General features: G+C 51.8%; 7 protein-coding genes. All 7 read right to left on the bottom strand.

Annotated features, from left to right (window positions below; translation table 11 throughout):
* Nucleotides 1–131: 131 nt before the first annotated feature.
* Complete coding sequence (locus O2597_RS07080) at nt 132–1,133, bottom strand: Gfo/Idh/MocA family protein (RefSeq protein ID WP_269523595.1); 1,002 nt, start codon at nt 1,131–1,133, stop codon at nt 132–134.
* 186 nt (nt 1,134–1,319) lie between these two features.
* Nucleotides 1,320–2,108 carry a hypothetical protein gene (locus O2597_RS07075; RefSeq protein WP_269523593.1) on the bottom strand — a complete coding sequence of 263 codons (789 nt, stop codon included), beginning with the start codon at nt 2,106–2,108 and terminating at the stop codon, nt 1,320–1,322.
* 85 nt (nt 2,109–2,193) lie between these two features.
* Nucleotides 2,194–6,204: a hypothetical protein gene (locus O2597_RS07070; RefSeq protein WP_269523591.1), complete on the bottom strand. Its 4,011-nt coding sequence runs from the start codon at nt 6,202–6,204 to the stop codon at nt 2,194–2,196.
* A gap of 430 nt (nt 6,205–6,634) precedes the next feature.
* Nucleotides 6,635–9,829, bottom strand: coding sequence for a hypothetical protein (locus tag O2597_RS07065; protein ID WP_269523589.1), 3,195 nt, complete (start codon nt 9,827–9,829; stop codon nt 6,635–6,637).
* Between the two features lie 56 nt (nt 9,830–9,885).
* Nucleotides 9,886–10,557: a beta-phosphoglucomutase gene (pgmB, locus tag O2597_RS07060; RefSeq protein WP_269523587.1), complete on the bottom strand. Its 672-nt coding sequence runs from the start codon at nt 10,555–10,557 to the stop codon at nt 9,886–9,888.
* Nucleotides 10,554–12,851 (bottom strand): glycosyl hydrolase family 65 domain-containing protein, encoded by a 2,298-nt coding sequence (locus tag O2597_RS07055; RefSeq protein WP_269523586.1) that lies wholly within the window; start codon nt 12,849–12,851, stop codon nt 10,554–10,556. The genes pgmB and O2597_RS07055 overlap by 4 nt, the downstream gene beginning before the upstream one ends.
* A gap of 96 nt (nt 12,852–12,947) precedes the next feature.
* The gene (locus O2597_RS07050) at nt 12,948–13,580 is read right to left on the bottom strand and encodes a hypothetical protein (protein ID WP_269523584.1); all 633 of its coding nucleotides are present in this window, start codon (nt 13,578–13,580) and stop codon (nt 12,948–12,950) included.
* Nucleotides 13,581–13,667: the final 87 nt, after the last annotated feature.

Below are 13,667 nucleotides of genomic sequence, written 5' to 3'. Positions count from 1 at the left end.
TAGTAATCGCTCCGCTTGTGAGCTTCGTTGATAAGATGATGTATTGCCGCGTAGTAAACTGATGTCGGATGAGTCGGCTGTTGAAATAGCGATCCTGCTTTCAAATCTCATCGGCATGAGGACGGAAGTTTCTAAATAGAATACCCGCAGGCTTGGAGGTGGCATTGCTGCACGAGTAATTCGTGTGAGTAGGGATACGGGTTTTCGATCTCGCCTCGCACGATACTTGCAAATTCAAGCAATTGGTCCTCATAGCGGTCTCGTAGGGGAGGCTGGGGGATTTCCTGAAGTCCTGCATGAAAGTCACCGCTTGCTTCGCGTAGATTGAGAAAGATGCGCCCACCTGCTCGGTTACCCTCCAACTCTAGTGGCTGGACGATGATCGTGCCACGATCACCACAGATTACCAGGTTCCGTCGTGAGAAACCATCAACTTCGACAATTGTCGTTCGCAAAGAAGCCGTGCAGCCTCCTGGAAATGTCAGCACGGCAAAGCCGTTATCTACGACGCCGTCGTCCTTCGTGCAGGTCGACAAAGGAATGACTTCATCCGGTTTACCCATCAGATTGACAGTGATGTCGATCAGGTGGCATAGGAAAATGTAAGCTGCGCCACCTTGGAAGCTTTTCATGGTTTGGCGGAAGTCTTCCCCGTCGTAGCGGCTCATGGTCGAGTCGATTGAAAATACCTTGCCGACCAGCCCCTCCCGCACGGCTTTCAGGCAGAATTCAATCACCGGGCTGTTACGATACATGTAGCCCATTTGAATGATCCGCTGTCGTTTTTGCGCTTCCTGCAGCAGCGCTTTAAAGGAGGCGAGTGACTCCCCGCCGGGCTTGTCTACATGTAGATGCTTCCCTGCCTGGACACAACGCATGGCGACTTGGACGGTATCATGCTCTTCGACTTCGACAAGAATGGCGTCCAAGTGCGGCATGGCTAGCAACTCATCGCTCCGAGTCCAGTCCAAGCCCTGATAGGCCGGGTGCTGCTGGGCGGCTTGACGTCGTGCGGGATCATCTTCGGCGACTCCGACGATTTCAAAGACATCCGGGTGTAGTTTCAAAGCCCCGATCTTATATGCATGCAGGTGCCCGGTTCCGATTTGACCTATTTTAATTTTTTGTTTCATCGCGTCCAGTAGCATTACGGGTTCTGTCGTTTGACCACGTCGGTAGTGCGAAGGACTTCGAGTGCGTCATGATTGAATGCCGATGCGATCAAAGCCGCAGATGCCAAATTGATTTGGGGGCTTTTCATTTCAAAAAAAAAGCTGGAGGCGTGGATTTGCACCTCCAGCTTTTCCCTGTCGAAATGTTTACGAACGATTGCGGTGGCGAAGTGCGATCATGCTCAAGCCGAAGAGTCCAAGCATGAGTGCAAGTGAGCGAGGCTCTGGAACGGCAACAAGACCGGAGATATCGTATTGGCCATCTCCGACTGTTGTGCCTGCAATCGAAATGCTCGAAATGGTGGCGTTGTCGGCGATCCCGAAATCAGTCAAGTCGATCGCGAGATAGGCAATCGCGCCTGAGCTTTCACTGCCATATGTTGTGAAGGAAGGGATGTCGATCAGCTCCTGAAGCGTGCTCGCAGTATCCAAGTATGGGCTTTGGCTGAGTCGGTAAGTGCCCGTCGAGCCGGTGTCCACGAAGGGGTTGCCGGAACTTCCGTAATTGATGGTGGTTCCGTTGATAGTTATGTTCAGTGTCAGATAACTGGTCTCGGCAGGGTTGAATTCGAAGAGAAAGATATCGGCCCCTGCCTGGTTTACAACCGCGCTGTCAAAGTCGAATGCCAGACTTCTCAACGCAGTGTAGGCAGAAGTTAGGCTGCTGTCTTCCAAGACAGTTGGGGCATCAGTTCCGACAAGGGGGCTGCTGCCGGATGCGTAGATTTGTGTCGTTCTACCATTGTCACCATACATGCTGAATTGTGTCACGGTGGCACCAATGAAGGAAGTATACTCGGTGCCATCTACGGTGATCTTCGTCAGGTTGGCGGCGTTGGTGCCATCGGTTTCGATGGAGATCTGTGCGGAGGCGATCCCTGTGCAAATTCCAAGGAACGTGAGGTGTTTTAGGACTGTGGGGATGTATTTTTTCATGATATGTGTTTAGTTAGAACAGTTGCAAAGATGTGGTTCTTTGTCGTCCGGTTATATTGGTATTGGATTGATTGAGTGTTAGAGTTCAGTTGATGGTCGTGACGCTGAGTGGAGTCGTTGAATAGATGAAGACCGGTGCGCCGGTGATGGAGATTGCAACAGAGCCATTGCTCGCTTCAACAGAGTTTAAGCTGCCGTCAATCCCCACTACCTTGACTGTTGAATCCGAAGTGGTTAGATTTGCGGTTCTGCTGGCTTCATCGGCGGCCCAAATGGCCGTGATGTAAACATCATGCTTCTCATCCCGGAAGCGGTATCCGTAATTGGGGTGGGTCACGTTGCTCAGCTCAACATCAAAGACGGCATCTGACAATACCCTCGAGAGAATGTAGTAGCCATAGTAGGCGGGCTTTGGAATCCCATCCCAATCGATAATGCCGAAATTGTGTTCGATGCTGGTCCCATCGGTTCCGTTGTCTTGGAAGTTGTGCCAGAATATGGCTTTGATGTCCTTGGCGGCCGAGATCATGAAAGCACGGGCCAGGTAGTTTCTCTGTGTGGTGTCATCAATACCGCGTAAATAGGAGCCTCCACCAGTATACGTGCTCCAGCCAAGCTCAGTGAAGACGATGGGCTTGTCGCCGTCGCCATGACTGGTCATCAGACTACGCAGGTCGTCAATTTTGTCGATGAGCGCTTCAGGCACACCTGGAAGTAGACCGGATGGATACGGGTCCGCGTATTTGCAATAGGCATGCACATCCATGACATCGAAGTAGGTCCGGACCAGGTCTCCGTTCTGCCCATCCGCATTGTAGAAATTCTCGAGCCAGGTCAGGCCGGAGGTATTGGTGTCGCCGAGTGCGGGCTCGAAGAGCATCAACCGGCTGTCGGTTGCTTTGAGTGCATCGTGATTGGCTTTGATCGTGTTCGTGGCCGTCACGACGTTCGCACTTGCTAAATCAGGCTCATTATAGGTGGAGAAGGACCACACTCCATAGCCCATATCGAAGCTCAATTTGCTTGGATCGTTGTAAAACAGATGGAAGTTGATGCCCCGGTATGAATACTGGTCCATCACGGGACCATCATGGTTGGACCAACGGTTCTTATTCACTCCAATCTCTTTCAATAGGTCGGCCTTCATTAGCATGTTCGTCCACTCGTCATCATGATCTTCATAGTCGCCCGCACCGTAGGCCGGGTCATTGATGCAGAACAGATTGCGGAGTGTGCCGCTTGTATCGATAACCGCGGGTGTCGTCAGCACCTGAGGCGTGACATCCTGGCGTTCCACATCCCCGCTGGTAACCGGAGTGATGGCGACGTAGTAGGTGGTTTCCGGCTCGAGAGCGAAGTAGGAAGTGAACTTGGCCTTTTGCGCGGTGGAACCGGTCAGGATATTCTGAACTGCAGTCTTGTCGGCGACACTGGTGAACGGTTCCGTTTCTATGTATAGATTATAGGAATCAACGTCGTTCACCACGTGATTATAGTCAGTCCAGTCGAGATAGAGTTTACTGTAGTTGTTGAGCCTCGTATTGACGACGACCTGTTCCGGCGTGGTGTTTATTGGGAGCGTCGTGTCGTAAGGGCGGGTTCCCCAGATCGCGATTTCACCAATGACCAATTGTTCCGAGTCGGAAGCGTTGTGCATGATGATCTTAACGAAGCGCGCATTCTTGCCGGTAATGCCTCCTGTCCACGCGTTCACCATACCGCCGGTGCTGCGACTGTTTTCGTTCGCGGTATATCCCAGTGAGGTGTAGCTGGAATTGTTGGTGCTGATGAGGACTTCGTAGCCATCCATGTAGCGGGTGCTGTCGGCCATCGTCCAGACATCGATTTCGCCAATATCATAGATGTCTTTCAGGTCGAAGAGCACACTTGCATATTGGTCTTGGTAAGTTGTGGAACTGCTGGCGACCATCGACGCGTCCGTCTGCGTGTCGGAACCATCGGTCAGGTCCGGGTATCCGCCAACACCGTCGTTGCTGTCATCCTCATCCGAAGCGATCAATTCGTCACCCGTGACAAAGGGTTGAGCAGTCAACCAACTGTAAGTGGCTCCGGTGCTGATTTTATACATTGATGTGTTGTAGGTGCCGGATTCACGCAGATAGTTATTGCTTAAAAGCTGGATGGGCCCTGCGGGATCCGGTGCTTGTCCGACAATCACGATTTCACCGATGGAAGAGGTGTAGGACCAGTTGCCTAGGTAATCCAAGCTTTTCTCTTCGATGATTGTTTTGACGTAACGTCCGGTGAGGGGAGTGCTAACGGTTTGATTCACTAGGATGATCGAGTCCTCTGTTGGATAATCGACAGTGGAGCTTCCCATATAGGTGTAGGTTGTGCCGTCCACGCTAACGTAGGAAGTTACCTTCTTGGTCTGAGTGCCTGCGCCACAGAGCACCCAGGTGTCGACCGATTCGACTTCACATTCGTCGCCTAAGTCAAAGACTGTGCTGATCAGCGTAATCCCGGAAGTATTGCCGAGATAGAGCATGTCCTCTGAGGCAGTGCTGGCAACGTCGCCGGAAGTTAATAGAGTATGGTTCGGGTCATTGGTGACTTCACTTCCACCTGTATTGACCGGATCAAGGAAACTGTAAGTCACGCCGGTTCTTGGCGAAGCGTAATGCCCCAAGTCTCCGTAAAATTCGAAGTCTTCGGTGGATGAAAAGCTGTTGCCGCTTAACACGGACAACGCGCCGAGCGGGGGAGTGAGTGGATCTTCGGGAACGGCGATAATGCCCGAGATGTCGTATTGTCCATCTCCCGAGGTTGTGCCGGCAATTGAGATGCTTGTTATACTCGCTCCGTTCGCGATCCCGAAATCGGACAGGTCGATTGCCAGATAGCCAATCGGCATCGTTGCGACGCTGCCGAATGTGGTAAATTCCTGAATCGCCATGAGTTCCGCGAGGGTGGTGGCTGTTTGGAGATATGGGCTCTGGGAGAGTCTGTAGGTCGCGGTTGTTCCCGAGTCGATAAACGGGTTGCCGGAGCTGCCGTAATTGATCGTGGTTCCATTGATCGTAATATTGAGCGTGAGGTAGCTACTCTCGCTTGGGGAGATTTCAAAAAGGAAGATGTCGGGTCCTGCCTTGTTCACGACCGCGCTTTCGAAGTCGAACCCGAGGCTTCTCAATGCGCCGTAGCCTGTGGTCAGGCTGCTGTCTTCCAACACAGTCGGAGCTGCGCCGGCGAGTAAGGGACTGCCCCCGTCCGGGTAGAATTGAGTCGTTTTGCCATTATCCCCATACATGCTGAATTGTGTCAGCGTGGCTCCGATGAACGATGTGTATTCGGTGCCATCAATCGTGATCTTCGTCAGGTTTGCGGCTCTGCCACCATCTGTCTCGATACTGATCGAAGGCTCTGCATTGCTTGAGCCTAAGCCGACAATACCTGAGATGTCGTATTGTCCATCACCGACAGTTGTGCCCACAATTGTTACACTCGAAACGCTTGCCCCATTTGCGATCCCGAAATCGGATAAATCGATTGCCAGATATCCGATGGGTTTTGTGCCGACACTGCCGTATGTGGTGAAAGTTGGTATGGCTACCAGTTCGGAGAGCGTGGTCGCAGTCTGTAAATAAGGGCCTTCGCTCAGCCGATAGGTTGTATTGATGCCTGAGTCGATAAACGGGTTACCGGAGCTTCCGTAATTGATCGTAGTTCCGTTGATCGTAATATTCAGTGTCAGGTAGCTGCTCTCGGTGGGAGATAGTTCGAAAAGAAAGATGTCGGCACCGGCTTCGTTCACGATTGCGCTTTCGAAGTCAAAGCTGAGGCTTCTCAAGGCCGTGTAGCCTGTGCCTAAGCTGCTGTCTTCCAATGCGGTGGGGGCGGCGCTTCCCACGAACGGGCTGCTTCCATCCGGGTAGAATTGAGTCGTTCTACCATTGTCACCATACATGCTGAATTGGGTAACGGTGGCGTCGATGAATGATGTGTATTCCGTGCCGTCTACAGTGATCTTAGTCAGGTTGGCGGCGTAGGAGCCGTCGGTTTCGATGCTGATCTGAGGGTAGGCGGTAGCGCTTCCCATCAAGAGCAGCAAGGTTGATGTTAGGGCGTGATTCATTTGGGGTATGGGGAGTTCAGGTAGGTTAAAATGCTGGATTCCAATGCTTTCAGTGTTTTTCGGGGTCGGCTGATGTTTGGAGAGCGGGCATTTTGGGGGGATGAATGCTGGTTCGAATCGAGGCGCCAGGCCCTTTTCTTCTTCAATCAAGCTACGCTCGAATGTCTATTTCTGGCGGCTGTTTCGCGGGCTTAAGATGTGGGGATAAGTGTTTGGAGCGTAGTTACGAAAAAATAATTCTTTGTTACGAAACAAAAGAAAAGGGACTGTGTCTGTCAATTTAAAATTCGTTGGAAGTGCTCGTCTGAAGCGGTATGACTTCCTGTCATCCGTATTAGAGTTTTGGGATGATTTCAGAAAAAAACAGCCAGCACCGGATAGGCTTACGATGCTGGCTGCGTGAGTTTTAATTTCTATCTCGTTGAACGCATCAATGTGCTGAATTAGTATTGATAAAGTCTGTTTCGGTTTTTCCGTGTTCCAATATCCAGGACAATCTGGTTTCCCAGGACGCTTGGGCTTCGAGTTGCAGCCCCGGGCGTGTTTTCAGTTCAACATTATAATTGCCTTGCCCGAACCATATCCGTGGATTGGCCCAATCCTTAGGTTCAAGCGTCTGGGTCATGCTCAGGTCGGCAACTGTGTCGAGGACCGCCCACCAGTTTTGGGTCAATTCTCCGCATTGCTTTTCACCCAAGCCACTCCAGAAAGGCAGACGTTCGACTCTTTGCCCTAAGGGAAAATAGAATACATCCGTAACGGACTCGCCGTTGCCTCCGACTTGATACTCTGGATGCACTTCCAGGCTGAAGTTCTTGGCCGAAGTCCCCTTGTTGGCAACCCGGACGTGATGCTCCAGGGCCGAGTTGTTGACACGCCAGGATTGGGTGATTTCCAGATCGCCGACCTGTCCTTGTAGGATGAGCATTTGGGTGCTTGCCTGCAGCACTTTCATCGGGGCGTCTTTCAACTGACCATTCAATTTGGTCCAGATCCCATAAGCGAACGGAAGGCTGGGGAGGTTCGGTAGAACGTTGTAATCCAGACGTAACTGGTTGGTGAGTGTTTTGTGATCAATGATTTCAAGCACACGTCCCCCGCGGGCAGAATCAATCGTCGCGGTGATTTGATCGTTGCCGAGGACATGGACCGGGCTTTCCAGACCGGGAAAGCTGACGAGCTGGGCTTGCTGGCTGTTCGTGATTTCCTGAAGTCGGCGCAGGAAAAAGGAATATTCCTTGGAGACGGCCAAGCCATTGGTCTTTTGAACGACTTGAACCTTCAGCTTTTGCAGGGATGCCGTGAGCTTCGCAAGATCGATATCCAGCTTCAAGTCCTGCTCCTTTCCCTTTACCGTCAAGATGCGGTCGATAATGACGCCGGCCTTGGATTCGGTGACGATGACGCGGACCGTTTGCTCGCCTTCAATTTGTCCCTCCAATGTGAAAGGCAGCGAAATTGTCTTCTGGTTCGGCCCTGCTATTACTTTCTTCACCGTCGGTCGCACAGACCAGTCGCTTTGATTGTCTGAAGCTTGAGCAACCTCGGAACTCACGAACTGCAGCCCTGAAGGGGCGGTTAAGTAAACCGGGGAGGAGCCGAAGGGCGCTGTCACATACCCTTCTTGATCGGGGATCAGGGTCAGTGTTTCGCCCAGCAGCTTAGTCAGTGTGACTTCGGCGGCACTGGTTTTGAATGTGGCAATACGGTTCTGAGTGCCGTCCCAGAGGACAACAGTCCGGTTACTCGAATCGCGGTGGCGAAACTCATAGCCGTAGGAAGGCAGGGTGATACCAGAGACCGGCTTTTCATAGACGCCGTCCTCCAATGTGCGCATCAGGGTCTGAATGGCATAGAACGCAGGCTTTTTCTGCAGATAGTAGTCGATGATGCCGAAGGTATGTTCGGTGAAATTGATGTCTTCACCCTCGTCGAAAAACGAATAGAGGAACACGCGCTTGAAACCCAGGACGTGATGGATGATCAAGCCTCTCACGAGGTAATCCGCTTTCATCTGGGGTGTCATCGGTCCGGATGGATTGTTAACTGGAGAGTCGCTGTAGCCGAACTCGGTTGAGATCATTGGTTTTCCCCAGTCGCCGTGTTTTTCCAGGACTTGGCGTATCTTACGCATGTTGTCGAACATGGCTTCAGGGGCACCTTTCGGATATCCTTCGGGCTCGATGTGTCCACCGGCGATTTTGCAGTAACTGTGCAGGTCGAGAACGTCAAAATAGGGTTTGGCGCCGAGCTCATACATTTTATCCAGCCATTCGATTGAACTGTCTTCCAATCCGCTGGAGGGAGCGCAAATGACCGATTCCGGACTGAGCTTCTCCTTCTTCTCGTAGACGATTCTCAGGCTGTTCACATAGCGTTCGATCGGCTTGGTTTTCAGGTCCGGTTCGTTGCCGGGGCCTGAGAATGCATGGACCCCAAGCTCAAGACCCTTATCCATATTATTGCCGTAGGGATAGGTGTAGAGACCGATACCCTTATTGTAGTATTTTTCCACAATCCTGCGGTCTGTGAGCCACCAACGGATGTGTGAGATCCCAGTTTGGGCGAGGAGATCCAATGCGACCGTTTCGTAGGCTTCGTCATTGCGGTCGGAGTCCTTTTGACGATTGCCGCCACCACCCCAGAAGTGATTGATGGCGACCATGTCCGAGAAGGTGTCACATGCCAGTGGTTCCGGCATCGCGCATTCGATTGATCTGACCTTCGGATTCTCGCCTTCGTTGAAAACGGCACTGACTGCGAAGTGGTAAGTCTTACCAGGAGTCAATGGATAGAGGAGGGTACGTTCCTCCTTGCCGCCGACTTTCTTCAGCAGTTCGACGCTCTCATCCTGAATCGATGTATAGGGATGGGAACTACTGTAGATCGTCCATGATTTTACGTTCGGGTTTAGTTTTTTGAAAGCACTCCAATCGATGACGGCCACACCGGATTGCACTTTGTTAACGGTGAATTCGACTTCAGGCCTGTCAGTTGCGGTCAGATATTTCTTGCCGTTTTCGGGTTCGCTTCCCCAGACGGCGATATCCGATATCTGTTGTTGGCGAGCGCTTTTTTTGCGGCAAATCCGAACTTGGAGGTATTGCGCGAGAACAGGCTTTTCCAGGCGGAGAGGGATTTTGACGAAGTTCTGTTTTCCGCCCAGCGGCAGATCCGGCATTTGAGTGCGTTGGTGGGGGATGTAGTTGATCCCATCCTGACTGAAGAGGATTTCCACGTAGTCCGTATCACGTGATTTCTCATGCAGGGCCCAGACGTCGAGTGCCTGAATTAAATACTCCTTCTCAAAGCTGAGATTGAGTGTCACCCAGCTACCGCCGCTCCACTTGCTGTATGCGATACTCTTCCAATTGCTCCCGGTATTGCCATCGAAAAGGACTCGACCCGATCCAGTCTTTTGAGCTTCCTTGTCGGAGGCACATTCGCCTTGTGTGACCCATTCGACCTTCATGTCGGTGGCCAGGCTTTGAGACCACTCGCTGTAGCCTGCTGGTATACTCTTCTTGCCTGGGAAATTATTACTGAGCAGGTAGATTTCGCTGGACCATGACGTTCCGCATAGCGCCAGCCAAACGAGAATAAAGCTTATTAATTTTCTGATCATATCGATAGGTGTGAGGTGAGGATTGATTTTAAAATTCTAATACTTCGCCCGCCCGTTTAGTTAATTGTCGGGCTGCCACTTAGTAGTTCGTATAGGCCGGAAACATTGCAGTCTGCATCAGGCAGGTTTTCTTTGCTGCCGATGCCGATCGCTCTCATTTGCGCACGATGGGCAGCTTCAACCCCGGATGAGGCGTCTTCAAAGACCACGCAGCGTTCCGGCGAGAGCTTGAGTCCTTCTGCTCCGCGGATGAATACTTCGGGTGACGGTTTGGCTTCGCTGACCGAGGTGCCGTCAATCACGACGTCAAAGAGGTCCTCGATACCGAGACGGTTAAGGATAGTCTGTGCATTTTTACTGGCCGAGCCCAGCGCGATCCGGACTCCTCTGGATTTCAGCATTTCGATATATTGGCGAGTTCCGGGCAGAATCTCTTCGCCGGTCATCTGGTGTATATATTCCAAATACCATCCATTCTTTAGAGTCAGCATTTGCTGTTTGAGCGTTTCGCCAAAATCAAAGCCTCCGATTTCCAAAAGGATTTCGAGAGAGCGCACACGACTCACGCCTTTGAGTCGTTCGTTGTGGGCTTCCGTAAACTCAAAGCGAAGCTCGTCGGCCAGTCGCTTCCAGGCGACATAGTGATATTTAGCTGTGTCTACAATGACGCCATCCAGATCAAAGATGGCGCCCTCAGCGTCTTTTATGAAGTCGGGTTCCAGGTTCATGCGGAAATGGTTTCCTCTTTTTGTCTGCGAATTGTTTTTCCCGGGGCACAGCTCATGTGCTCCCCGTCGAGAATAAATGGGACCTCGTCATCGTTCCCGGCCTCTGAAATCACTTCGATTTGATCCGGGCTTATCTGCACATGAAACCATTGACCCTTGCGGCAGAAGCGGAATTGCAAGCTTTCCCATTGTGCGGGTAGGTTCGGTCGAAGCTCTACGAACTGAGCACCGACGCGCAGTCCTGCAAATCCGAGGATCGCTGCCATCCAAGCGCCACCATTTGCTGCGGGATGGGTGCCGCCGATATAGAGATCGCCTACGTATTGTTTGGACTTACCTGTCAAATCGATTGTGGCAGTGCGCTTGAAGTAGCGATAGGCCCATTCTGTTTTGCCTAATTCGGCCGCGAGTAGGGCATAGACGCAGGGGCTTAGGCTGGAACCGTGCTCGGTGCGTGGTTCATAGTATTCCCAGTTGGCCAATTTAACCTCGTCCGGATACTCGGACGAAAAAAGGTGCAACATCAGGACCACATCTGCTTGCTTGAGCACTTTCGTGGTTGTCGCAATGCCGTTGCCGCCGCCCCAGTATTCATTGGGCTTGATGAGGCGTTCCTTTAAAGACTCCGGACGGTTGTCTTCGAGTCGATGGTAGCCGTCAAATTGCTCGATGATGAGCGTCTCCGGCTCTGGCTCGGGTTGGTAGAGTTTCTCCGCGAGTTCCTTGAATGATTGCAGCTCGTTGCCTAGAGAAAGCTTTTGGGCCAGCCGGGACCATTCCGCAGGTTGTTGTCTTTGCAGGAGTTCGCTGACTTTGATGGCAATTTGAGCGGTATAGCGCGCCATCGCATTGGTAAACGCATTGTTGTTAACACGTTCGTGGTATTCGTCCGGGCCGACCACATCATGCAACTCGTAGCGCTCGCGGTCCGGCTTGTAATTTGAATAGGAATAGAAGAATCGGGCGCACTCCAGGATGACTTCAGCACCGCCTTCAGTCAGGATCTCGATTTCGCCGGATTGCTCGTAATGACGCCAAATTGCGATGGCGACGTCTGCGCTTATATGAATTTGTTTGTCACGAAAATACGTCCTCATCGGACGGCCTGTGATGACATCTGTTACGTTGAAATAGGTGCAGGCATCGTCGCCGGTTTCCTGGCTTTCCCAAGCATAAAAGGCTCCGCGATAGCCGTAGTCGGCTGCCTTGCGCCGGGCTCCATCCAGTGTGTGGAAGCGGTAATCGACCAGGCGACGAGCGAGTTCCGGTTGGGTGTGGTTGAAAAAGGGGAGCATGAAGATTTCGGTGTCCCAAAAGATGGCTCCCTTGTATACTTGACCTGACAGGCCACGGGCTGGAATGGACAAGCCATTTTTTGTCGGTGCGGCTATGAGCAAGTGGTAGATGGAATAGCGTAAAGCAAACTGAGATTCCTCGTCGCCTTTGATCACTACATCGCTGCGTGACCAGCGTTCGGACCATACTGCTTCATGTGCAGAGCGAATCTGTTCGTATCCCAAGTCTCTAGCCTGGGATGCCGTATTCATCGCTCGGGAAGTCGGGTCTGGAGTATCCTCCCCGCTATAAATTGAGATATACTTGTAGATGGAATAGCTTTTATCCGCTTCGGACGTAAGGCGCAGCACGTGGGCGGATTGGGAGGATTCCGTCTCGATTTCCCAGTCACTGGATGCTGCGATGTCCGAGGCAACGGAAACGGGTATGCCTTTTTCGATGGTTAAACTTTGGAGGCACTGGCAAGTGCCTTGTCCGTTGGGCGTAAAGTCCCTGAGATGCGGCCCGTTGATATCCCAAATATCGCTGGCAATCTTGGTTCGGACTTCCAATTCGCATTCGGTTGTGGTCTGTATCCGACATGACATGACCCCGAGGTGGATGTTGTCTGCACTGAGGAAGCGATCGATTTCAAGGGTGAGAGTTTCGCTGGATGCCAGACGGTAGGTCGTGCGACGGGAGTGAATCGCTCTGGAGAGGTCGAGCGATTGGGTATGTTCAAGGATCTCGCCTGGAGTTGTCTCGAGTTGTTTTCCGTTAACACGGATTTCCAGGTTGAAGGCGTTTGGGGCATTCACCGGTTCACGCCATTGGTCACCGCTTTTATCGTAAAGGCCGTTCAAGGTGCAGGCGACCAACTGATCTTTCCCGTATTCCTCCAATACCCCGCGTAATCCGATATAACCGTTTCCGATCAGGAACCTGTTTCCGTTTTTCTCTATATTCTCTAGGTCGATTCCGTTCTCGATGAGCGACCAGTCTTTTGATGCGTTTTTCATTCTGGTAATATAAGCCTTACATGTGTCTGGACTATGGCCTTTGCCGAAGGGGACTGTCCTCTTCCTGGCCGTTGATGCCCTTGTATTCTTGAGTTGTTAATTCACGCCACCCGACGGACGTAATCCCCGCTCGACAAATTTACGTAATTGGATGCCGCCTTTTCCGTTTGTCTTGGGCAGTATGAACACGGTATTCCGTATTTCCGAACCGACTGCCCACGAAGACCTGTATACCAGACGCATCTCGCCGTCGCTTTCATGTGCTAGCTGAACCTTGACCATTTGATTGGTCTCTTTGAGGTCATCCTGCCGGATTATCGATGTCTGGTTTGGTTCTACCGTATGAATATCCGGCTTATCGCCGAGGGCGAAGACTACCCGATGTTGTGAAAAATTGAATACACGAAAGCTTTTGGGAGGAAATGCGTCCAAGGAGAAGTCCAGGACAATGATTTTGTATTTTTCAGACGATCCGGGGATGCATAGTAGGAGTGCATGCTTCAGTGATGGGTCGATCTGGACAGTGGCTACGGGTTGCGGACGTTCTTCCTCGGGGAGCATGAGCACGCTCTTTTCCGAATAGAAATTAATCAAACTGCTGCCGGCATAATCGGATGGCATGCTAAAGCCACCGGTATACGCTTTGAGCTCTTCGACTACACCGTCGTTCATATAGAACAGGCCTGAAACCGGCTTCCCCCATGCGAGGGTCGTGAGTTTGGCTTGCATGCGAGCATCGTTTTCCTGCCCCACGCCTGCGTTAAGTGTGAGGAGGAAACAGAATATGGCAATGCACCATCGGCGTGTAATAGGGAG

The sequence above is a fragment of the Coraliomargarita parva genome (genome assembly GCF_027257905.1).
GTDB classification, from domain to species: domain Bacteria; phylum Verrucomicrobiota; class Verrucomicrobiia; order Opitutales; family Coraliomargaritaceae; genus Coraliomargarita_A; species Coraliomargarita_A parva.
Note: the sequence above shows the minus strand (reverse complement) of the source record. Positions and strands in the feature narration are given on the sequence as shown.

What these genes read in the sequence shown, in the direction of transcription:
- pgmB (WP_269523587.1), bottom strand. Translation starts at nt 10,557, where the DNA reads ATGAACCTGGAACCCGACTTCATAAAAGACGCTGAGGGCGCCATCTTT.
- O2597_RS07055 (WP_269523586.1), bottom strand. Translation starts at nt 12,851, where the DNA reads ATGAAAAACGCATCAAAAGACTGGTCGCTCATCGAGAACGGAATCGAC.
- O2597_RS07050 (WP_269523584.1), bottom strand. Translation starts at nt 13,580, where the DNA reads ATGCAAGCCAAACTCACGACCCTCGCATGGGGGAAGCCGGTTTCAGGC.
- O2597_RS07065 (WP_269523589.1), bottom strand. Translation starts at nt 9,829, where the DNA reads ATGATCAGAAAATTAATAAGCTTTATTCTCGTTTGGCTGGCGCTATGC.
- O2597_RS07070 (WP_269523591.1), bottom strand. Translation starts at nt 6,204, where the DNA reads ATGAATCACGCCCTAACATCAACCTTGCTGCTCTTGATGGGAAGCGCT.
- O2597_RS07075 (WP_269523593.1), bottom strand. Translation starts at nt 2,108, where the DNA reads ATGAAAAAATACATCCCCACAGTCCTAAAACACCTCACGTTCCTTGGA.
- O2597_RS07080 (WP_269523595.1), bottom strand. Translation starts at nt 1,133, where the DNA reads ATGAAACAAAAAATTAAAATAGGTCAAATCGGAACCGGGCACCTGCAT.